Source organism: Escherichia albertii (genome assembly GCF_028622335.1).
GTDB classification, from domain to species: domain Bacteria; phylum Pseudomonadota; class Gammaproteobacteria; order Enterobacterales; family Enterobacteriaceae; genus Escherichia; species Escherichia albertii.
This window is the reverse complement of sequence record NZ_CP117569.1, coordinates 47,596-70,407: the sequence shown is the minus strand read 5'-3', so window position 1 is coordinate 70,407 and position 22,812 is coordinate 47,596. Positions and strand designations below refer to the sequence as shown.

At 50.2% G+C, this 22,812-nt stretch carries 13 protein-coding genes, 10 pseudogenes and 1 other annotated feature; of the genes and pseudogenes, 14 read left to right on the top strand and 9 right to left on the bottom strand.

Going from position 1 to position 22,812, the window contains the following annotated elements:
* Positions 1-25: 25 nt before the first annotated feature.
* A pseudogene (locus tag PS053_RS23020) lies at positions 26-325 on the bottom strand (IS1 family transposase); the annotation flags it as partial.
* 113 nt (positions 326-438) lie between these two features.
* Here PS053_RS23020 and PS053_RS23015 point away from each other — a divergent pair.
* From PS053_RS23015 to PS053_RS23005, 3 genes and pseudogenes are all read left to right on the top strand, one after another.
* Positions 439-901 (top strand): annotated as a pseudogene (locus PS053_RS23015) (integrase core domain-containing protein); the annotation flags it as partial.
* A 99-nt stretch (positions 902-1,000) separates the two neighbouring features.
* Positions 1,001-1,399: pseudogene (locus PS053_RS23105) on the top strand (group II intron maturase-specific domain-containing protein); the annotation flags it as partial.
* A gap of 94 nt (positions 1,400-1,493) precedes the next feature.
* Entirely contained in the window at positions 1,494-2,534 is a 1,041-nt protein-coding gene (locus PS053_RS23005) for an IS481 family transposase (protein WP_256878404.1), read from the top strand.
* 262 nt (positions 2,535-2,796) lie between these two features.
* On the opposite strand, the pseudogene PS053_RS23215 reads toward PS053_RS23005, so the two are convergent.
* Both PS053_RS23215 and PS053_RS22995 read right to left on the bottom strand, forming a co-directional pair.
* A pseudogene (locus tag PS053_RS23215) lies at positions 2,797-2,950 on the bottom strand (transposase); the annotation flags it as partial.
* Positions 2,951-3,036: 86 nt separating this feature from the next.
* Positions 3,037-4,341 (bottom strand): annotated as a pseudogene (locus tag PS053_RS22995) (ISL3 family transposase); the annotation flags it as partial.
* A gap of 89 nt (positions 4,342-4,430) precedes the next feature.
* Between PS053_RS22995 and PS053_RS22990 the strand changes: the two are divergent.
* The 9 genes and pseudogenes from PS053_RS22990 (at position 4,431) to tnpC (PS053_RS22950) (ending at position 11,535) form a co-directional block, all read left to right on the top strand.
* The gene (locus PS053_RS22990; protein WP_273775021.1) at positions 4,431-5,204 is read left to right on the top strand and encodes a UvrD-helicase domain-containing protein; all 774 of its coding nucleotides are present in this window, start codon (positions 4,431-4,433) and stop codon (positions 5,202-5,204) included.
* 214 nt (positions 5,205-5,418) lie between these two features.
* Positions 5,419-6,954 (top strand): IS21-like element ISSso4 family transposase, encoded by a 1,536-nt coding sequence (istA, locus tag PS053_RS22985; protein ID WP_256878094.1) that lies wholly within the window; start codon positions 5,419-5,421, stop codon positions 6,952-6,954.
* A gap of 16 nt (positions 6,955-6,970) precedes the next feature.
* Positions 6,971-7,726, top strand: coding sequence for an IS21-like element ISSso4 family helper ATPase IstB (gene istB, locus PS053_RS22980; RefSeq protein WP_001282649.1), 756 nt, complete (start codon positions 6,971-6,973; stop codon positions 7,724-7,726).
* 113 nt (positions 7,727-7,839) lie between these two features.
* Positions 7,840-7,971, top strand: a complete 132-nt coding sequence (locus PS053_RS22975; protein WP_273775146.1) for a hypothetical protein — start codon at positions 7,840-7,842, stop codon at positions 7,969-7,971.
* 24 nt (positions 7,972-7,995) lie between these two features.
* Positions 7,996-8,232: a hypothetical protein gene (locus tag PS053_RS22970; RefSeq protein ID WP_273775018.1), complete on the top strand. Its 237-nt coding sequence runs from the start codon at positions 7,996-7,998 to the stop codon at positions 8,230-8,232.
* Between the two features lie 227 nt (positions 8,233-8,459).
* Positions 8,460-8,867, top strand: a complete 408-nt coding sequence (locus tag PS053_RS22965; protein ID WP_256878400.1) for a hypothetical protein — start codon at positions 8,460-8,462, stop codon at positions 8,865-8,867.
* A gap of 81 nt (positions 8,868-8,948) precedes the next feature.
* A pseudogene (gene tnpA, locus PS053_RS22960) lies at positions 8,949-9,599 on the top strand (IS66-like element accessory protein TnpA).
* On the top strand, positions 9,599-9,946 hold the full coding sequence (tnpB, locus tag PS053_RS22955; RefSeq protein ID WP_064160280.1) for an IS66 family insertion sequence element accessory protein TnpB: 348 nt from the start codon (positions 9,599-9,601) through the stop codon (positions 9,944-9,946). The pseudogene tnpA (PS053_RS22960) and the gene tnpB (PS053_RS22955) overlap by 1 nt, the downstream one beginning before the upstream one ends.
* A 19-nt stretch (positions 9,947-9,965) precedes the next feature.
* Positions 9,966-11,535: pseudogene (tnpC, locus tag PS053_RS22950) on the top strand (IS66 family transposase).
* Positions 11,536-11,678: 143 nt separating this feature from the next.
* Positions 11,679-11,789, bottom strand: a sequence feature (AL1L pseudoknot).
* Here tnpC (PS053_RS22950) and PS053_RS22945 read toward each other — a convergent pair.
* From PS053_RS22945 to PS053_RS22935, 3 genes and pseudogenes are all read right to left on the bottom strand, one after another.
* Positions 11,679-12,048 (bottom strand): annotated as a pseudogene (locus PS053_RS22945) (transposase); the annotation flags it as partial. It overlaps the preceding feature by 111 nt.
* Positions 12,049-12,232: 184 nt before the next feature.
* Positions 12,233-16,351 carry a S6 family peptidase gene (locus PS053_RS22940; protein WP_256878399.1) on the bottom strand — a complete coding sequence of 1,373 codons (4,119 nt, stop codon included), beginning with the start codon at positions 16,349-16,351 and terminating at the stop codon, positions 12,233-12,235.
* 400 nt (positions 16,352-16,751) lie between these two features.
* Positions 16,752-17,684: pseudogene (locus PS053_RS22935) on the bottom strand (IS3 family transposase); the annotation flags it as partial.
* Between the two features lie 72 nt (positions 17,685-17,756).
* Between PS053_RS22935 and PS053_RS22930 the strand changes: the two are divergent.
* Positions 17,757-18,555: pseudogene (locus PS053_RS22930) on the top strand (IS110 family RNA-guided transposase); the annotation flags it as partial.
* Positions 18,556-18,577: 22 nt separating this feature from the next.
* Here the strand turns inward: PS053_RS22930 and tnpC (PS053_RS22925) are convergent.
* From tnpC (PS053_RS22925) to tnpA (PS053_RS22915), 3 genes are read right to left on the bottom strand one after another with little or no spacing between them, the layout of a single operon-like run.
* Positions 18,578-20,170 carry an IS66 family transposase gene (gene tnpC / locus PS053_RS22925; RefSeq protein WP_048237919.1) on the bottom strand — a complete coding sequence of 531 codons (1,593 nt, stop codon included), beginning with the start codon at positions 20,168-20,170 and terminating at the stop codon, positions 18,578-18,580.
* A gap of 30 nt (positions 20,171-20,200) precedes the next feature.
* Positions 20,201-20,551: an IS66 family insertion sequence element accessory protein TnpB gene (gene tnpB / locus PS053_RS22920; protein ID WP_000624718.1), complete on the bottom strand. Its 351-nt coding sequence runs from the start codon at positions 20,549-20,551 to the stop codon at positions 20,201-20,203.
* Positions 20,548-20,973, bottom strand: a complete 426-nt coding sequence (gene tnpA / locus PS053_RS22915) for an IS66-like element accessory protein TnpA (protein WP_000422741.1) — start codon at positions 20,971-20,973, stop codon at positions 20,548-20,550. Before tnpA (PS053_RS22915) ends, tnpB (PS053_RS22920) begins: the two co-directional genes overlap by 4 nt.
* 112 nt (positions 20,974-21,085) lie before the next feature.
* Between tnpA (PS053_RS22915) and ltrA the strand changes: the two genes are divergently transcribed.
* A complete protein-coding gene (ltrA, locus tag PS053_RS22910) occupies positions 21,086-22,786 on the top strand; it encodes a group II intron reverse transcriptase/maturase (RefSeq protein ID WP_021579017.1) in 1,701 nt (566 codons plus the stop codon).
* Positions 22,787-22,812: the final 26 nt, after the last annotated feature.

The window sequence follows — 22,812 nt, the reverse complement described above, 5'->3', positions numbered from 1 at the left end:
AATAATCAATATACCTAGGAATTATTTATAGACCTATAACTTTTTCATGAAGTTCTACAGAGCGCGAGAAACAGATAGTTCTGCGCTCCTGACATTTGATTCGAGTTATCATGGGCAGGTTGTTGCGCTCAATGCGCTGAGTAAAAATCTTACCAGTCAGAGGCTTCTTCTTCGGTAAGTCTCTGATGTAACTACCCCATTCGTCAGTGGTCAACATACCGATGCTAAAAGGGTCAGAAAGCCATTTCAGTGATTTGGCCTTTAACTCCCGATTTACGGGCTTGGAAACAGTAAGTGAGCTGAAACAGCGCTGACTGTCACGGGGAATCAATCATGTCATTTTGAGGGCTTCCCGTGACGGTAAACCTGAACTAACTAGCAACGGGGACAATGAAGGTTAACTGTGACCATAAAAGAACCTTAAAAGCAACTTTTATTGATGGCGAAAAACTGCGTGTTACGTTCGTCCTGGACTGTTGCGATCGTGAAGCCATAGACTGGGCCGCAAGCACGGGAGGTTACGATAAAGCGACAGTGCAGGATGTGATGTTAGGAACGATAGAAAAACGCTTTGGCGATAAAGTACCGGAACAGTCCATCCAGTAGCTGACAGATACGCTGTTCAGCGTACAGAGCGCATGAAACAGGGCAGTTCGCCAGAGAGCTGAATCTGAAGCCCTGCACAACGGCAATCAGCAGCCCTCAGAGTAATGGAATGGCTGAAAGGTTCGTGAAAACGATGAAGGAAGACTACATCGCGTTCATGCCGAAACCGAATGTAAGAACGGCATTGCATAATCTTGCAGTGGCGATCGAACATTACAATGAAAACCATCCGCACAGTGCGTTGGGTTATCGCTCTCCGCGAGAATATCGACGTCAGCGGGTAACGTTAACTTAAGATACAATCCCTGTCTGGAGATAAGGAGGCAAGAACAACGAAAAAGTGATCGGAGCGTTTATCGAAAAACACATGTTCTACTAATTGGATGCACTACCCTTTCTCAGATATGACTTTAAAGTGTGTACGCTGAAGAATTTCAAAGGCGAATTGTACCGAAAATGTATGCCGGGTGCGTCAAATGCAGCAATACGCAAAATAACAGGAACAATCAAGAAGTAGCGTATACATCAATTAACAGCTGAGAGTTTGCTGTATTTTGCGAGGCGATACAATGCGATAGTGAGAGACTGGGTCGAGTACTACGGAAAGTTCTGGTCCAGAAACTTCAGCTATCGGCTGTGGAGTGCAATGCAGTTACTTCTGCTCAAGTGGATGCAGTCTAAATACAGACTTTCGAACCGGAAGGCTCAGCGAAAGCCGACGCTGGTAAGGAAGGAGTTCCCGAAGCTATTTGTCCACTGGTATTTACTACGTGTATCGAATGAGTTGTATTAGTCGCGACTTGATCTGACACTGAGCCTTGAAAGGTTGAGAGTTACCGGTTTTGATATGGGTGTCGAATCCTTATACAAAACACGAGGTAACTCTCATGCTTCATACTACCAATCCCGTTATCAAACACAAAGCCGGTTTGCTCAATCTGGCTGAAGAACTCAGCAACGTATCAAAAGCCTGTAAAATCATGGGCGTTTCGCGTGATACGTTTTATCGTTACCGCGAACTGGTCGATGAAGGCGGTGTGGATGCGCTGATTAATCGTAGTCGCCGCGCTCCTAACCTTAAGAACCGTACCGATGAGGCAACTGAACAGGCTGTTGTTGATTACGCCGTCGCTTTCCCGGCACACGGTCAGCACCGGACCAGCAACGAGCTGCGTAAACAGGGCGTTTTTATCTCCGGCAGTGCTGTCCGTTCTGTCTGGTTACGCCATAACCTTGAGAATTTCAAAAAACGTCTGAAAGCACTGGAAGAAAAAGTAGCCCGTGATGGCATTGAGCTAACTGACAGCCAGATCGCAGCACTGGAGCGTAAAGCCAGTGATGACGAGGCCTGTGGCGAAATCGAAACGGCTCATCCGGGATATCTGGGTTCGCAGGACACGTTCTATGTAGGCAACCTGAAAGGTGTCGGGCGTATTTATCAGCAGACGTTCGTTGATACGTACTCGAAAGTGGCTCCCTGTAAGCTTTACGTCACCAAAACACCGATTACCGCGGCTGACTTACTGAATGATCGTGTACTGCCGTTTTATGCGTCTCAGGGCCTGCCGATGCTGAGAATACTGACCGACAGAGGCACAGAGTACTGTAGCAAAGTAGAGCAGCATGATTATCAGCTTTATCTGGCAATAAACGATATAGAACACACGAAAACAAAGGCGATGTCTCCGCAGACCAACGGCATCTGCGAGCGGTTCCATAAAACAATCCTGAACGAATTTTATCAGGTAACGTTCCGTAAAAAACTGTACGGCGATCTTGATACATTACAGTCGGATCTTGATGAATGGCTGGCTCACTATAATAATGAGCGAACCCATCAGGGAAAAATGTGCAATGGACGGACGCCAATGGAAACGTTACTTGATGGAAAGCGCATCTGGGCCGAGAAAAATTTAAGCCAGATGTAATCTGACAGATACCTGTATAAATAACCGGTAACTGTCAGATCAGGTCTGAGCTAATACATGTTACCGTGACGGAACTCCATCTTGCAGGAGCTGGCACTGACTCTGGTCTGAGTGGAAGTGGATAAAGATGGCTCAATGGCCACCACAGGTTCTTTCTGCTCATCCGGCGTTATTTCTATAGGTAATAATTTAACGCCAGTGTCAGAAGAGGTCGTTACCGGAAGACGCCGAGAAACACGCCCTTCGTTCTGCCAGAGTCTGAGCCATTTGAACAGGAGGTTATCATTGATATCGTGTTCCCGGGCAATACGGGCAACAGAGGCTCCTGGTTGCAAAGCCAGTTTAACCATTTGAAGTTTCAAATTATTTGAAAATGATTTGCGGGGGGGGGCTGTGGATAATGTTTTTTGTTCCATAACAGGCGTCCACTAGTTTGAAAAGGTGGGCACCTACGTTACCAATACTGGCTTAATGGCTACATACGGTGGTCGGTTTACGCTTACAGACTAATAAATCGGGAAGCATAATTTTCTTCACCCCTGATTATTCTCCAAGGCATCAACCAGCGGCTTACCCGGGACACTGAAGGAAGTCTGGCGGCAGTAGTCACCGGTGGGATCCAGCCTTTACGCCATCTGGCAACAGCATCCCTGACGATGGTTTCACTGCCTGTAAACCCCCGGGGCACCATTTCCCGCAATATCCGGCTGACATTATAATTACCACTTTCTCGTTACTCTTTTAACCACTCTCTCCTAGGGGCCAGAAGCCCTCGCTCTGGAGGCCGGTTTGACATTTCAGGGAATGTTCCTGAACGCCCCCAGCGACTGACTGTCACTCGCGACAGGCCTGTAATACGGGATATTTCCCTGAAACTACCTCCCTTTTTATGCAGTGCCATAACCTCTGTCCAACGCTGATGCCGTTTTGGGCGGGGTTGCTGTTTAAGGCGTTCTGAACGACGGAGCGATGCCGCAGGCACAGACAGTTCTGGCTCAGGTGATTTCTTTGGTGACAACTCACTGGTAACAGTGACGTATCAGAGATATATGTCTGTACATCATTCGTTCAGGCGCATCGCCAATATTTTTTAGCAGGAGCCATCGGTCGGCCACCTGTCTGGCCTGAGGAGCACCTTCACGTGCTGCTGTCGCATAGATTCCACTGCGATCACGCGAGACCACCTGTATTTCCGGATATTTGCTGAACCAGGTCGCCAGCGTACGCTGATCGCGACCGGAAAGCAGGACGAGGGGACGGTGAGTATCAAGATTGACGATTAACGTACCGTAACGGTGGCCCCAATGCCACACTCAGTCATCAATACCGACATGGGGCGTGCCTGACTGTTTCGTCTCCGGGGTATTGATAACCCTGCGAAGAAGAGTATCTGCACTGTAACAGAGACCCACTGCCGTTGCTGCCCGTTTTCCAGCTTCACCTCCGGCTATTAATCCCGGTTGGTGTTGTAAATTTTGTAACGCCAGTGAAGACTGCAGGTGTGAACCGGCAAAGGGGGGAGGCAATTTGGCAAAAATTTTACGTGAACAAGCAGGGGTACGGCAGTAGCAGTGGCGGACGGAAAATACAAGCCATAGTGTCTGCCCTGAGCAGGGTAGATGCTGTATCCGGCGCCGACGACAACTATGAACAGAATCGCTGCGTTTAAGGCATTCAGGACATTGTCCGTTTTGCGTTTTCCGCGGAGATGGAGGGTTATACCATCAGAGGTAATAATTAGTCGACTGCATCGCCATCCGCAAGGTAACTGTAGAAGTGTCTTAAGAGACTGCATTGCGTTGCCCATAACTTAAAACAGCTTAGATCCTTATTCACCAGAAAGTTTCATCCATTTTCTTCCACCCAGGTTGCGGAAGAACCACTTTTGCACCGTTCGTGACACATTACTCCCACCGTCTCGTGCCTTCCCTGGGCATTACTGATATCGCCGGGGCGCTTTTACTGCGCCAGTGGCCACTGGCTGTGGCCGTCAGGGAAACCCTGCAGGCTTTCATGAACAGTGCGGATACGACGTTGTCTGAGGTGCTGCCGCTGGCCGTGCGTCTCTGGCACAGAATGTGCGACCGCAGTGATGACTTTCCGGTCGTTCATGATCTGTATCTGAAGCTGTACCAGCTTTCACAGCCGGATCTATCCGCAAAGTACGATGAAATCCTGTTTGATGAAGCTCAGGACGCCAGTCCGGTGATCTCCGACCTGGTCCTGCGCCACCGTGGAACGCTGGTGATGGTGGGGGCTCAACATCAACAGATTTACCGCTTGCGGGGTGCCGTGGATGCGCTGAATTCTCCCTCTCTGGCCAAAGCTGACAGGCTATGGCTCACCGGTAGTTTCCGTTTCGGTCCCTGTGTAGCAGATGTGGCAAATGCTGTGCTGGCTCTGGACGGAGAGACGAAAAAAGTCTGTGGGCTTGGCGGTGATGACCGTCTGTTGCTGAAACCAGAGAGGAATATACCTCACTGTGCGGTGCTGTGCCGGAAGATGATGGGCGTGATTGGTGCTGCGTTTCACGCGGCCCGGAGGAAGCAGAAAACATACTGGATCAACGGCATGAATGCCTGGCCGATTGCACGCCTGCTGGACCTGTGGTGGTTTTCTGTGGGGATGACGGAAAAAATCCGGGAGCCGGGACTGCAAAATGGCATCTGAATCGATCGCAGTTTGGCATTCGAATCGATCATGATTTGGCATCCATCTCCGATCACAGTTTGGCATCACAATCGATCACGATTTGGCATACTTCCGATCATTGATTGGAATTCGCCAGTCACTCCGGGAATTAACTCTTTTCACCACAGTCTCCATTGCCGTGTTTAAACCAGTGGAGACGTCAATGTCCAAAAAGAGAAAATCCAGGAGCACTATGGAAACTTGTTTTAAGATCCTTCAGCTCAAGTTCGATAAGAAGCTGACTAACCGTTGTATCGGACTGACGTTACACATCAGCGCCTCAACCGTTTTTGAGGTTCTTGCCCGCTTCAAAGCCTCTTCTCTGTCATGGCCATTACCTGCGGATATATCCCATGACACGCTGGAGAAACTCATTTTCCCGCCCAAAGACACCTCTGCGTCAGAGCTTGTTATGCCTGACATGCTGTACTTCGATACGGAAATGAGAAAACCTGGCGTGACGCGCCAACTGTTGTGGATGGAATACAAGGCACAGGCGGGTGACAAAGCGATGGGATACTCACACTTCTGCCGTTGCTACCGGAAGTGGAAAAAAACGCGACGCCTCTCCATGCGACAGGAGCATCGTGCTGGCGAAAAGCTCTTTATCGACTTCTGTGGTCCTACGGTCCCTGTTATTAATCCGGACACCAGAGAGATACGCCGCGTGGCAATCTTCGTGGCTGTAATGGGGGCGTCCAACTATACCTATGTTGAAGCGTGCGAAGGTCAGGACATGATGTCATGGTTAAATGCCCACAGCCGTTGCCTGACCTTCCTGGGCGGCGTACCGAAGCTGCTCATCCCCGATAACCTCAGAAGCGCAGTGAAAAAAGCCGATCGCTATGAGCCTGTCATCAACGACAGTTATCAGGCGCTGGCTGAGCACTATGGCACGGTTATTATCCCGGCCCGCCCGCGCAAACCTAAAGATAAACCAAAAGCAGAAAACGGCGTCCTCATCGTCGAGCGATGGCTTCTTGCCCGCATCCGTAATGAAACCTTCCACACGCTCAGGGCGCTGAATGCACGCCTTCGGGAGTTGCTGACGGACATGAATAACCGACCAATGAAGGGATACGGTAATCAAACCCGCGCAGAACGCTTCCGCATGCTGGATGCACCAGCACTCTCTCCGCTGCCTCTGGAGCCTTATGAATACACGGAATACAAAGCCGTGAAGGTTGGCCCTGACTACCACGTTGAATATGCCCGTCACTGGTACTCCGTTCCACACGAACTGGTCGGTCAGCGTCTGTCACTGAAGGTGGGGCAGTCGGTGGTACAGCTCTGGCACAAGGGGCAGTGTGTGGCGCAACATCCGCGCAGCACACATGAATATAAACACACAACCAATCCGCTTCACATGCCAGAACGCCACCGGCGGCATGGGACATGGACACCGGAACGCCTTATCGAGCAGGGAAACCGTACAGGTCCGTCCACAGGCCGGGTGGTTGAATCCATGCTGAAAGCCAAACCCCATCCGGAGCTGGCTTACCGTGCAGTCCTGGGTCTGCTGGCACTTCAGAAAAAATACGGCCCGGAACGGCTGGAAAAGGCCTGTTACGTTGCCCTGCACTATAACGCCCCGGACAGACGCTTTATCGACAATCTGCTGCGTCATCATCGGGATAACGTTGAGCTTCCGTTATCCCGCCAGGGCGAACAACATCCGGCATATGCTTCAGAGCATGAAAACCTGCGTGGTCCTGGCTACTACCACTGACAGAAGGAACAACCGTATGAGTGATAATCTGTTAAACAAACTGACCCAACTGAAACTCCCGGCGATGGCCGGGAGCCTGATACGGCAACGGGAAACGCCTCAGACTTACGACGAACTGTCGTTCGAGGAAAGGCTGACACTGCTGGTTGATGACGAGCTTCTGAGCAGAGAAAACAGTCGTGTGGCACGGTTGAGAAAAAATGCCTGCCTGAAATATCAGGCAACACCGGAAGGGCTGCGTTATCCGGCCTCAAGAGGTCTGCGGGCTGAACAGATGAGGGAACTGCTGAACGGCCACTACATAATCCACAGGAAAAACCTACTGATAACCGGTCCGACAGGATGCGGTAAGAGCTGGATAGCCAATGCGCTGGGCGAACAGGCATGTCGACAGAAATACAGCGTCCGGTACTGTAGAACCGGGCGATTACTGGAACAGTTGGCTCAGGGACGTGTTGATGGCAGTTGGCTGAAATATCTGAAACAGTTGCAAAAAATACAGGTTCTAATCCTGGACGATCTGGGGCTGGAACAGTTAAGTAACGCCCAGTGTAATGACCTTCTGGAGATCACAGAGGATCGTTACGGACAAAGCAGCACGATAGTGGTAAGCCAGTTCCCGGTAGATAAATGGCATGGTCTGATGGAGAACCCAACAACAGCAGATGCCATCCTGGACAGACTGGTACATAACTCACACAGAGTGGTCCTTCAGGGAGAGTCCCTGAGGAAAAATCCCCCGACAGTGGAAAGCAGCGAAAAAACGAGTTAAAAAGCGGTAGAAAAAGTTAAGTTCCCGGTTGATCGAATGGATGCGAATCGCTGATCGAACTTCGATGCCAATCCGTGATCGAATAGAGCGGAATACGCACGGGACCGGACAATGTGCAGGAATTTGAAGAGAAACAGCGGGATGAACTCAACCTGCTCTATGTGGCTGCCACACGGGCACGGAAGACGCTTTTTCTGAACAGTGTACTTCGCCAGATTCTGGTAAACAGTCGCTTCACCGGATAATTGCCTGGTCGTGGTGAAAACAGCATGATACCGGTACTGGAACCGAGTTTTCAGGGAGTACCGGATATGTGTTTTTTTTCGACAGTTCTGTTTCTGCTCATTGTTATCTTCTGCGTGGCTGGCGTTGTGAATGCACTGGCGGTGCAGCGCGAATTACATGCACGCGGGGAGCAGGAATATCATGCCCGGGTGCGGGCAGAGACGGGGGAACGAGTCCTGCGGGAGCGGTACGAAAACCTCCGGCGTCGCAGGCAGCAATAAACAAAAAACCCCCTTTCAGGAAGGGGGAACCACTTGCGTTTTGATCTGAGTTCTGTTTTTTGTTGCTTTTTTCTGTGTGCTTCTTGCGTACCCATAATGGGTACAACATTAATTTAATATAACGATAACCTTCATGAAATCCGATGAGTGGTTGCTGGCCGGCACGGTCATGTTTTTCGTACTTGTGTTATCTTTTTCTGATGTTCTGTCACTGTTCCAGAGTGAACATGATTTTTGTCTGTTCTGTTGTACTGGCCGGCAGGACGTTATCCCTGCATCTGGCAGGGAAATTACTCCCCCTTTCTGAAGATGATGTACTGCTTATTGATGATTCGGACCGTGATGATTTTCTGCCGCATACGGCATATATCACCGACGTTCGCGTGGATGAACATACTGTTCACCGATATCTGGAGAGTTACGCTGGCATGTACAGTGTCGATACCTCTGCTTCACCGGAATATCTCAGGGTGTCATTTGCGCATTCGGCGCTGTTGCGTGATGTTATGCACCATCTTAATTCAGGAAACTTTGTTCACCCCGCTTTTTCAGAACAGATGTTTTTTCCTGTATTGCTGTATTTGCATCAAAAAAGGGATTTCTTCCGTTACTGCAGGGAGGCATGTTGTCGGTAAGCGTCTCATTTAAACCGTCTTTCGCCTTCCTTTCCTGTTTCCGATACTAATGTCCATTTTCACAGTAAAAGGACATTTAAGATGAATGCACGAAAGGCGGTACTGGCAGATAATCCGGAATTGATCCTGCGTGTGCTACAGCTGAGATTTGACGAGTCACTGTCGTACCCGCGCATTTCTGCGCAGACTGGTGTCAGCAAAACCGCCATTTTTTCTCTGGTGAGGCGATTTCACCAGGTATTCACTGACTGACCTCTTTCTGGTAAATATTCCTGCGGGCAACTGGCCCGGGCTCTTTTCCCGGGGCGATATCCTTCAACCCCGACTGTGGCTCAGCCAGTGAAAGCAGAGAAATCCCGCCGGAACCGATTTTCACCGGAGTTTAAATGGCGACTTGTTCAGCAAACTCTTTTACCCGGTGCCTGTGTCGCACAAATAGCTCGTGAGAACGGAATCAACGATAACCTGCTCTTTAACTGGCGGCATCTCTGGCGTAACGGCGGCCTGCAGCCGCCCGGCGAACATGAACCATCGCTACTTCCCGTGACGTTAACGCCGGAGCCGGATAATAAAATCCCGGCACCAGTGCAGATACCTGAACAGATAAATACACCGCCAGACAGTCTGTGCTGTGAGCTGGTTCTGCCGGCCGGAACTCTCAGGCTGAAAGGTGAACTGACGCCGGCGTTATTACAGACACTTATCCGTGAAATGAAAGGGAGCAGCCACTGATGATATCTCTCCCTGCCGGTTCGCGTATCTGGCTGGTTGCCGGTATCACCGACATGCGAAATGGTTTTAACGGCCTGGCATCAAAAGTTCAGAACGTCCTGAAGGATGACCCGTTCTCCGGGCATCTATTCATCTTCCGCGGACGCCGGGGTGACCAGATAAAAGTGTTGTGGGCTGACAGCGACGGACTGTGCCTCTTCACCAAACGCCTGGAGCGGGGCCGCTTCGTCTGGCCGGTCACCCGTGACGGCAAGGTGCACCTTACTCCGGCTCAGTTATCCATGCTTCTTGAAGGTATCAACTGGAAGCACCCGAAACGAACGGAACGCGCTGGAATCTGCATATAACCCGTTGTAAAGTGAGGATATGGACACCTCACTTGCTCATGAGAACGCCCGCCTGCGGGCACTGTTGCAGACGCAACAGGACACCATCCGCCAGATGGCTGAATACAACCGCCTGCTCTCACAGCGGGTGGCGGCTTATGCTTCCGAAATCAACCGGCTGAAGGCGCTGGTTGCGAAACTGCAGTGTATGCAGTTCGGTAAAAGCTCAGAAAAACTTCGCGCTAAAACCGAACAGCAGATACAGGAAGCACAGGAGCGAATCAGCGCACTTCAGGAAGAAATGGCGGAAACGCTGGGTGAGCAATATGACCCGGTACTGCCATCTCCCCTGCGCCAGTCTTCAGCCCGTAAACCGTTACCGGCCTCACTTCCCCGTGAAACCCGGGTTATCCGGCCGGAAGAGGAATGCTGCCCGGCCTGTGGTGGCGAACTCAGTTCTCTGGGATGTGATGTGTCAGAGCAACTGGAGCTTATCAGCAGCGCCTTTAAGGTTATCGAAACACAACGTCCGAAACTGGCCTGTTGCCGTTGTGACCATATCGTGCAGGCGCCGGTGCCTTCAAAACCCATTGCACGCAGCTATGCCGGAGCGGGGCTTCTGGCCCATGTCGTCACCGGGAAGTATGCAGACCATCTGCCGTTATACCGCCAGTCAGAAATATACCGTCGTCAGGGGGGGAGGTGAGCCGCGCCACGCTGGGTCGCTGGACCGGTGCCGTTGCTGAACTGCTGGAGCCGCTGTATGACGTCCTGCGCCAGTATGTGCTGATGCCCGGTAAAGTCCATGCCGATGATATCCCCGTCCCGGTCCAGGAGCCGGGCAGCGGTAAAACCCGGACAGCCCGGCTGTGGGTCTACGTCCGTGATGACCGCAACGCCGGTTCGGAAATGCCCCCGGCGGTCTGGTTCGCGTACAGCCCGGACCGGAAAGGCATACATCCACAGAATCACCTGTCCGGTTACAGCGGAGTGCTTCAGGCCGATGCTTCGGTGGCTACCGGGCGTTATACGAATCCGGCAGAATAACGGAAGCCGCGTGTATGGCCCATGCCCGGAGAAAAATCCACGATGTGCATGCAAGAGCGCCAACCGATATCACCACGGAAACCCTGCTGCGTATCGGTGAACTGTATGCCATCGAGGCAGAAGTCCGGGGATGTTCAGCAGAACAGTGTCTGGCAGCAAGAAAAGCCAGAGCTGCGCCACTGATGCAGTCACTGTATGACTGGATACAGACCCAGATGAAAACACTGTCGCGTCACTCAGATACGGCAAAAGCGTTCGCATACCTGCTGAAACAGTGGGAGGGCCTGAACGTGTACTGCAGTAATGGCCAGGTGGAAATCGACAACAACATCGCAGAGAACGCTTTACGGGGAGTGGCCGTAGGCCGGAAAAACTGGCTGTTCGCTGGTTCCGACAGCGGTGGCGAACATGCGGCGGTGTTGTACTCGCTGATCGGCACATGCCGCCTGAACAATGTGGAGCCAGAAAAATGGCTGCGTTACGTCATTGAGCATATCCTGGACTGGCCGGCAAACCGGGTACGCGATCTGTTGCCCTGGAAAGTTGATCTGAGCTCTCAGTAAATATCAATACGGTTCTGGCGAGCCGCTTACGGATAATGCCGATCAGTTAAGGATCAGTTGACCGATCCAGTGGCTGTGTAAGAATCAGGAAACGCTCACTCGTTTCCTGATTTTTTTATGCACACTGCGTAAAGCCAGTATGTCAGCGCCAGTTCACTGCATACCGCTCCGATCCCGTACTGCTCACGCAGCTTATCCAGCAGTGGCATCATTTTTTCCTGAGGCGGTTGAATTCCGCCTTCGCAAAATAAGCGGAAGCCTGACGAAGGATATCGTTATCACGCTCCAGCTCTTTCAGGCGCTGACGTACAGCAGTGGTGAGCCCACCATCACCGCACCCGGTATCCCGCTCATGCTGTCGAACCCAGACACGCAGAGCCTCCGGCGTACAGCCAGTCTTTGTGGCAATGGAACAAATTGCTGCTCATTGTGAGTCATATTCGCCCTGATTTTCTAGCACCATACGGGGCGCCCGTTGACGGACTTCGGGGGAAAACGAGTATTTTTAGTCATCCTGTTTACCTCCTTCTCAGGTCGTTTAGTCTCCAGGAAAACCGGGGCGGTTCACACCTCTGACTGAAAGTTTACTCTCTTAGCTGCGTGTCCACTATTGCAGTGGTAAGATCACTCGTGCAAAAAACATGAATTCGTCATCAGTCCGGGGGACGGCATATGGCCGTCCCCATATCTGTTAGTTTCAGAACGAATAACGAATATTGGCGTTTATCGCATTATCTGTGTTGTATTTACCAAACGCAGAGCGTTCAGTTTCCAGACCAAGACGAATATTGTCGCCAAACCGGGCATTTACCCCCACACCATACAGCATACGACCATCTTTTCGGCCATTAATCAGGTGTTCTCCGGCCGCATCCTTCAGATGAACGTCAGCACTGTCCGTCAGATCGAATTCATAATGCAGGCCTGCCCGGGCTGTCAGACTCCAGTCCTTACCACTGAAGGTTTTTCCGGAGACAACCCCCGTTCTTCCCACCAGAGGATTGACACCGTCGCGACGCATTGAAACATCCATTCCACTGTCGTTCCAGTTAAATGTCTGGCCCTGCACTCTTCCCCAGACAAGTTCAGCCTGGGGCTCCACAAACGTCGTGTCTGTCAGATGATAACGGTATCCGACCTCTGCACCTGCATACAGCGAATGTGTACGGAAGTTCTGCTTACCCGCACCTGCAAAGTTCAGATCATATTTGTTTTCATTGTGAATATACTTGGCAATCAAATCAAAGTAGGCCCCGGACGGGAACAGGCCACTGGCATAGAGTCCACCGCCCCATGATTTTGTTTTACCACTGTACAGACCCGCTGACGCATCAGTATCAGTGTAGGTGGCCATCACACCGGTAAACAGATCCATACTCCCCAGCTCATGTTTACGGTCTGCCCCCATCTGCAGCAGGGTGTAGTGGTCACTGAAACCGCCATCGGCAGAGCCGGAACCATTCAGCAGGCGAACCCAGGTACCGGCTTCGCCGTTGATGTCCCGCAAATCCCCCATGCGTTTGTTCAGGTTGTTAACTTCAGTGATAAAGTTGTTATAGCTGATATGCATGAAGGTGGCAGCAGCCTTGCTCTGACCGTCATTGCGTGCAACCTGATAACCATCGAGGACCCACTCTTTTTTCCCGTCACCTTTTCTGACACTGAGGGTTGGGGTGACATTACTGAATCCCACAACCCGTGTTGATGCCCTGAACAGATTATCAGCTGCCGTTTCTGGTGCGCTGACCAGTGGGATATCAAGCGTGTCCTTATCGGACGGTTTTTTCAGGAAGTTAACCCAGATGCTGTTGTCATGACCCGTCGCAGATTTGTTTATCACCAGATTATCTGCCTTATTAAGGTCAGTACGCATAACAAATGCAGACTGAACCGCATCCAGATTATCCGTCGTCAGTGTCGTAAACGGCGACGTTCCTCCGTTAAAACCGATTATCGTCCGGTTAAGTTTCAGGTGTCCTGCCGTGGAGTCTCCGTTCATTGACCACCGGGTGTCTGCCATGCTGACACTGGCATCAGGTGCGTGCAGACTCCCGTCCCAGGTGTTCCGGTAGTCGTTGAACAGACTGTAAAACATTTTATCCTGTAACGTCAGTTCAGGACTCAGCTCTCCTTCGCCTCCGATGGTGACGGAGCCTTTATCCTGAACGGTGATATTACCTGACAGCATACTGAAAGGCCCCACGTTCAGGCGGGCATTATCGCCCTTCAGGTTCCATGACCCCGCACTACTGTAAACGGGTAAAAGTGTGTGGGATATTTCACCAGGATGACTGTTCAGACTCAGAGTGGCATCTGAAATATTCACAGGACCGTCAGAAATAAAGCTCTGGCTGAGCAGTGCCCGTGCACCTTTGTTCAGGTTCAGCGCGGTATCGGTCAGTGTTGAGTTTTCCAGCACGGCATCAGCAGAGGAAATATTTACCGTACTGTGATTAGCCTGTATTCCGCCGCTGAATTTCTCATTAATATTCAGTACTGACTTGTTGTCCAGGCTGACGGTGCCGTTGAAAACACTTTTATCGCTATCTTTAACGGCAACAGATGTTCCTTCTTCCAGGGTGAAGGCTGTTCCCTTACCGTCGTTTTTGTCGATAAATACCCGACTGTCGCCCAGCGTGACACTGGAGTTATCAGCCAGGATGTGTGTGTTCAGTGTGGCATTGCGTCCCAGACCAAAGTCCGTATCCTTTAATACCAGTGAACCAAAACTGAACGTTCTGTTCTCCCAGTCATCCTGAGTGAATGAGGTGGGCTGTGTCAGAACGGAATTGTCGCCCTGGGACGCGACTGTATTTGCAACACTCTGAGAGGTTGATGCATGGATAACCGGGTGTCCCTGAATGGTCAGACGGCCATTTTCCTGGCTGAAAGAGCCCCGAATGTTTGCAGAACCATCCAGAACCAGCGCTCCTGTTGTATCCGGGAGTACTTTATTTGAAACATTAATATTTCCCAGCAACCTGCCGTGATACAGATATCCTTTGCTGTTAGTTCTGTCTGCAAGCAACGTCTGTGCGCTGCTCTGGTCATGACCGATATATTCCCAGTGTTCATTACTGACCTGTCCGGTCGGGAACCAGCCATAGTCGTTTGTCTTCAGGATAAAATAATCGACGGTATGTGTGTAAGGGTTGTTATAAACATATAATGCCCCTGCAGTACCTTTTTTGGATGATGACCATTCGTTAATTTTCACGTCTGCCGGATGCATCTGATAATCCAGCGTGATACTGGCCATTTTATCACTGCTGTTACCCAGCACGGCGCCGTAATCAGCCGCATTCAGTTTATGAAATGTCAGGTCATTACCGTTAACATCCAGAACACCGCCCCGGTATCCCCAGGAAATATTGTCCGGATTAACCTGCCGGTTATCTGCCAACACGACTGTCGGGCGGCCACTGGCAATATTCACACTACTGAATGCCTGAACCTGTCCTGAGCTGTCTGCCTGCTGATTCAGGACAACGGTACCATCCCCGACTTTCAGGCCGCCCTCATTAACACCGGTCCCCTGTACAACCAGGGTTCCCTCGCCGATTTTATGCAGATTGTCGCCTTTTACACCATTAACCTGCCAGTTTACGGAGGCATCCTTATCCACAATAATACCGGCGCCGGTCCAGGTACTTCCGTTTGAGGTGGTTACAGTGTAGTCATCATGGAATGTCAGGGAGCCGGCGCCCTGAGCCACACTATTCCGGATATCTATAACGCCGCCATGCCCGCTGAATGAAAGGTCTTTACCTGCATTCAGGTCAGAGCCTTTTTGCCCGTGCATTGTATGGGAATGATTTCCCTGAGACAGACTTCCTACGCCTTCTTTAGCATCAAACGACCAGATAATGTTCTCATGAGAAGCGCTGTCGTAACTCACCAGACCATCAAAATAAGAGTCCATTATATTCTGAATTTTGCTGGCTGAAACCACAGACCATAAAGCATTTTTTCCTGAACCAGAAGACAGATTAGCTATCAATACCCATTTACCCTGCAATTTATCATATGCATATAATGGGGAGCCACTATCTCCTCCCAGAGTATGCGTCGGAAGAAGTCCCTGAGCAGAGGCAAGGTCTGCAGTGGTGGCCATAAGGGACCCGCCAAACCAGCCATAATAGCTGAGACCGGAAACAGTTCCTCCTGTCAAATATTGATAGGCTCCGCTGACACTTATGTTTTTTCCGTTAGTATCTTTTATCATCTGAGAGCCAGAACCCAAGCGGTAGAAGGCAGCATACTGGTTGCTTTTGTTGAATGAAGCATCAGTAGTCGCCGCATCTATAGGTGCCACTTCCGTAACCAGCTTATCCAGTCGTGGGGTATGAATATCCATATCAGATGCATTGTTTCTGCTGACCAGTTTATAGAGATTTTCACCATTTCCAAACCTGACCCCTGTATATCCACCATTGTGCCTGACACCAGAGAGATATTGAGGGTTGACAAGCGTGGCAATACCACTCGTATCAGTAGCACTGAAGTCAGGCATTGAAACTGAACTCAATATTCCGGATATGTTGCCATTTTTGTCTTTTATTATAATACTCATGTTTCCTGCCTGAAACTCCCCTTTATTTTCCGCAAAGTCGCGATATGTCTGATAGGGAATGTTTCCACTGACTACTGATGCTATACTAATAGGAGGAAATAATGCAGCCAGTGTCAAAGAGGAAATAGCAGAGAGTCTCCTGCCTCTGCGAGTACTTCCCTTACATACTCTTCGTGCCAGTTCTGAAACCACTTTTATGGTATTGGTAATATGACAATATTTTAGAGAATATATTTTATTCATTGTAAATAACTCCGGAATAACCATCCAAGGAAGGCCACATTAGCAACATTTGTAGCCTGAAATGAACAATATTTATGTTGTTTGTAATTTGTCAACACTAAATGCAACAGTGATTGTGATATTTATCACAATCACTGCCTCCCCAAATAATAAACGTTGGTAGTTGCAACATAAAAACACTTGTGTTCTGTTTTATATTAATGACTTAGGGGTATTACTAATATTAAAACAATAATTGAGAAATAAATCAACCTGCCGAGTTATGCATTAAATAACAAAAAAAACACACAACAGATAACTTTGTATTGCCAATGTTTTTTTAATTATTTGCAATTTGTTTTTTGTGTAAAATATTACTGATATTGTTCTTGCCTCCTTATCTCCAGACAGGGATTGTATCTTAAGTTAACGTTACCCGCTGACGTCGATATTCTCGCGGAGAGCGATAACCCAACGCACTGTGCGGATGGTTTTCATTGTAATGTTCGATCGCCACTGCAAGATTATGCAATGCCGTTCTTACATTCGGTTTCGGCATGAACGCGATGTAGTCTTCCTTCATCGTTTTCACGAACCTTTCAGCCATTCCATTACTCTGAGGGCTGCTGATTGCCGTTGTGCAGGGCTTCAGATTCAGCTCTCTGGCGAACTGCCCTGTTTCATGCGCTCTGTACGCTGAACAGCGTATCTGTCAGCTACTGGATGGACTGTTCCGGTACTTTATCGCCAAAGCGTTTTTCTATCGTTCCTAACATCACATCCTGCACTGTCGCTTTATCGTAACCTCCCGTGCTTGCGGCCCAGTCTATGGCTTCACGATCGCAACAGTCCAGGACGAACGTAACACGCAGTTTTTCTCCATCATCGCAACCGAACTCAAAGCCATCGGAACACCAACGCTGGTCGCTTTCCTTCACCGATATTCGGCCTTTATGTTCCCGCTGCCGTCGTGATGGTTTGTCATGTAACAACAGTCTATTTTCGCTCATTATCCGGTAAACACGCTTTGCATTCACGAATGGTAGTCCTTCATTTCGGGACTGCCGCCTGAGTATCGCCCAGACACGGCGATACCCCTATGCTGGCATATCGCCAATGATATCCAGGATGCGCGATAAGACTTCTGCATCCGCAGCCTCATCGTGCCTCTGACGCCGTTTATCTGGCTTGTTATCATAGGCCTTCATCCGTAATGTTAACTGCGCACGCGACACGCCCAGAACACGGCTTACCGGGGCTATTCCTTGTCCGAAGGTAACAAGGGCACATGCGCTATCCATTTTCGCGATTGCGCGTACTCCACCGCTTCTTTGAGGCTCTCAACTTCCATGGTTAATGAGATGGTCCCCACCACCCTGTGAGCTGTACCCTAGTTGAGTGTTTTTCTTTCATGAAGAAGACCATCATGCAAAACATTACGCTTATTGGTATAGATCTTGGCAAGCATTCCTTTCACATTCACTGCCAAGATAAGTCAGGCAAGGTATTGCTGCGTAAAAAAGTTTACCCGTACCAAACTTATTGAGTTTCTGGCAGGCTGTGCCTCGTCTACCGTTGTGATGGAAGCCTGCGCCGGAGCTCATTTTATGGCTCGCCGGATTGCTGATTTAGGTCATGAAGCAAAATTGATTTCTCCGCAGTTCGTTCACCCTTTTGTTAAGAGCAACAAGAACGATTTTGTCGATGCAGAAGCCATATGCGAAGCGGCATCTCGTCCCTCCATGCGATTTGTGCAACCACGAACAGAAGCTCAGCAGGCTATGCGGGCGCTTCACCGGGTCAGGGAATCATTGGTCAGTGATAAAGTCAAAACGACCAATCAGATGCATGCTTTTTTGCTGGAATTTGGCATCAGTATGCCGACAGGAGTCGCAGTAGTAAAACGACTTTCAACAGTACTTGCAGAGAACGAACTTCCTCCCTATCTGGCGCAGTTACTGATGCGCTTACATGCCCATTATATTTATCTTGTCGGACAGAGCACCGAGCTTGAAATCGCACTGGAGCAGGAACTGAGTCGTGATGAGACAGGACAACGTCTTCAGACAATACCCGGTATTGGTCCGATAACCGCCAGCGTACTGTCATCACAGCTGGGAGACGGTAAACAATATAGCTGCAGTCGGGAGTTTGCTGCTTCAACCGGTCTGGTACCCCGGCAGTACAGCACAGGTGGTAAAAATACTCTTTTAGGGAGTAAGCGTCAACGGAGCACCGTATTGACGCTTATTTATTGGTGAGTACTACGTTCCATGGCAGGAGTTCGTCAACACGGTTGGAGGGCCATTCCGGCAGTACGCTCAGAATATGGCGCAGATACGCTTCCGGATCGATACCGTTCAGACGGCAGGTGCCGATCAGCCCGTACAGCAGTGCTCCACGCTCGCCGCCGTGATCGCTACCGAAGAACACGTAATTTTTCTTTCCGAGACAGACTGCACGAAGCGCTCTTTCCGCTGTGTTATTGTCCGCTTCTGCCAAACCATCATCACTGTAATAACAGAGGGCGTCCCACTGATTCAGTACATAGCTGAACGCTTCGCCCAGTCTGGATTTTTTCGACAGCGTGCCATTCTTCTCCACCATCCATTCATGCAGCGACGTCAGTAACGCTTTGCTTCGCTGCTGCCTGGCTGCAAGACGCTCTGACTCTGGTAATCCCCGTATTTCATCCTCGATGGCGTACAGTTCACTGATTCGCTTCAGGGCTTCTTCTGCCGTCGCACTTTTGCTGCTGATGTATACATCGTGGATTTTTCGCCGGGCATGGGCCCAGCACGCAACTTCTGTCAGTGCACCACCTTCACGTTCTGCACTGAACAACCTGTCGTAACCTGTGAACGCATCCGCCTGCAGGATACCCCGGAAGGGGCGAAGGTGTTGCTCCGGGTGTTTTCCCTGCCGGTTCGGCGAGTACGCGAACCAGACCGCTGGAGGAGATGACGAACCCACATTGCGATCATCCCGGACATACGTCCAGATACGCCCTGTTTTCGCCTTTTTCTGACCCGGTGCCAGTACCTTTACCGGTGTGTCATCAGTGTGAACCTTGCGGGTATTCATTACATAACGGTACAGGGCATCATTCACCGGTGTCATTAACTGGCAGCACGCGTCAACCCAGTTGGAGAGTAAGGCCCGGCTCAGTTCGACACCCTGGCGGGCAAAGATTTCACTCTGACGATACAGTGGCAGATGTTCGCAGTATTTTCCCGTTAACACGCGGGCAAGTAATCCGGGGCCCGCGATACCACGCTCTATCGGGCGGGACGGCGCCGGTGCTTCAACAATACAGTCACATTTTGTACAGGCTTTTTTTACCCGTTCTGTGCGGATCACTTTCAGGGCACTGCTCACCAGTTCCAGCTGTTCAGCGCTGACTTCCCCCAGATAATCCAGCTCACCGCCACACTCCGGGCAACAGCTTTCTTCTGGCTCCAGGCGGTGTATTTCACGGGGAAGGTGTGCCGGTAACGGACGACGATGGCGCGACTGTCGCAACTGGCGGGGAACCTGAGGATCGTCTTCCCGCCCACTGTAACGATCGCTGTCCTGTTCACGTTGTTTCAGCAGAGCCTCAGCCAGTTCAACTTCACGACGCAGTTTTTCAGAACGGGTACCGAACAGCATCCGGCGCAGTTTTTCTATCTGAGCCCGCAGATGTTCTATTTCCCGTTCATCTTCTTCGATCTTTTCTTCGGCACGTGCCAGTGCAGAGCGCAGGAAGGCCTCCGTCTCTTCAACCAGACTCAGTTGCTGGTCTTTCTGACGGAGCTGGCTTTCCAGTTCTGCAATGCGAATGAGGTATTTCTGACTCATGGCCGTTTTTATAATGCGGCCAGGCGTTTTTTACAACATTGTCAGTGCGTTAAGGCGGGATGTTTTTGGCTGACGCCAGTCCAGCTTATCGAGGAGCATTGCCAGTTGCGAGCGGGTAATGGATACCTTGCCGTCACGTACCGCAGGCCAGATAAACTGGCCTTCCTCCAGGCGTTTGGTGAACAGGCACAGACCATCAGCATCAGCCCAAAGAATTTTAACGGTGTCACCCCGTCGGCCACGGAAGATAAACAGGTGACCGGAGAAGGGATTATCATTCAGCACATGTTGTACCTGTTCTCCCAGTCCGTTGAAGGATTTACGCATATCGGTAACGCCGGCAACGAGCCAGATACGGGTACCTGATGGGAGTGAGATCATCTTCCCCTCCCGGTCAGTTCACGGATCAACACCGTGAGCAGCTCTGGCGATGGATTTTCCAGCGTCATGTTACCGTGACGGAATTCCACCTTGCAGGAACTGGCACTGACTCTGGTCTGAGTGGAAGTGGATAAAGACGGCGCAATGGCCGCCACAGGTTCTTTCTGCTCATCCGGCGTTATTTCTACAGGTAATAATTCAACGCCAGTGTCAGAAGAGGTCGTTACCGGAAGACGCCGCGAAACACGCCCTTCGTTCTGCCAGAGCCTGAGCCATTTGAAAATAACATTATCATTGACGCCATTTTCACGTGCAATCTGTGCAACACAAGCTCCAGGTTGTGATGCCAGTTCCACCATACGAAGTTTGAATTCATTCGAATAGTTTTTACGAGGTTCTTTTCGCCAGTCCTGTAATTCCATACTTAGATGTCCGTCTATATCAGATGGGCGTCTAAGTTACCAATTCTCGTCTGATGGCTACATACGGCGGTCAGTTTACGCTTACTGAATACCTTTGAAGGAGGGTAAGCAGATGACTGCGAAAAACATAAACGCGGGTGCACCCACCGACATCGTGACTCACTGGCACAATATCAACTGGGCCGGGTGCCGTCGCGAGGTCAGAAGGCTGCAGGCGCGTATCGTGAAGGCAATACAGGAGGAGAAAGCGGGCAAGGTAAAAGCCTTGCAATGGCTACTCACCCACTCGTTCAGCGCCAGAGCAATGGCAGTTAAACGAGTGACAGATAACAGAGGGAAGAGAACGCCGGGTGTTGATGGAAAAACATGGTCAAAACCCGGCAGCAAGATGAAGGCTATATACACACTGAAAAGAAGGGGTTACAAACCTCTTCCGCTACGGCGTATATATATCCCAAAATCTAACGGCAAAAAGCGACCATTGGGGATCCCGACAATGAAAGACAGAGCCATGCAGGCACTCTATCTGATGGCGCTGGAACCTGTTGCAGAAACAACGGCTGACCCAAATTCGTTTGGGTTCAGGCCCTGTCGCTCAACAGCCGATGCCATTGAGCAATGTTTCACAACGTTGCACAGGGCTGATCGGGCACAATGGATTCTGGAAGCCGACATTCGCAGTTGTTTTGATGAGATTTCACATGAATGGCTAATCGCCAATATTCCAACGGATACGGCGATCCTGAAACGATGGTTGAAAGCCGGATATATTGATTTGGGGAAATTATACCCAACCAGTGCAGGAACTCCACAGGGCGGAATAATATCTCCAACGCTGGCAAACATGGTTCTGGATGGTCTGCAGCCTCTGTTGAAGAAAACCTTCTATCGAGGCGGACTGAATCCAGAAAAGATCAACATAATCCGTTATGCGGATGATTTTGTGATCACGGGGATAAGCCACGACACGCTGTCAGAAAAGGTTCTTCCCTTGTTAGAAAACTTTCTGGCAGAAAGAGGGCTTACCCTCTCACCAGAAAAGACACGAATCACACACATCAGTGATGGATTCGACTTTCTGGGTATGAACATCCGTAAATATAACGGGAAACTGTTGATTAAACCTTCACCCCAAAAGGTAAAGGAATTCCTGAAAAGGGTCCGCCAGACGATAAAAGACAATCCGACAGTCAGCCAGAGCACACTGATATGGCATCTCAACCCAGTCCTCAAAGGCTGGGCCAGATACTATCGTCATGTTGTTTCAAAAAAGATCTTTCAGAAAGTCAGTCATGAAATATGGAAAGCACTATGGCGCTGGGCATGTCGACGACACCCAAAGAAAGGTACAGGCTGGATAAGAAAGAAATACTTTCGTTCAGTTAACTTCCGACACTGGGTATTCGGCACAGAAACAGGGAAGATCCTGCCATCAGGCAAACGTGAGTTACTGGCGCTATATGAAATCTCGGATATGCCAGTCAAAAGACACAGACAAATAAAAAGCACTGCTAACCCTTTTGATCCCAGCTACGAATCGTACTTTGAAGCACGGCTAAAAGCTACGATGCTGGAATCCATACAGGGTTACTCTCGCCTAAGAAATCTGTGGCTCCGACAGGGAGGCCAGTGCCCCGTCTGCCATCTGCCAGTGAACGCCACAACAGGCTGGCAACTTCGACACATTGTGCCGAAATCCGAAGGGGGACTGGATAACATAGGTAATCTGGCCATGTTACATCCGGCATGTCATCACACTGCAAAACATCAGGGAATATCTGTTATGAAGCCGGCTCTAATGTGGAGTTATTGAAAGGCTTGAGCCGTATGCCGGGAAAC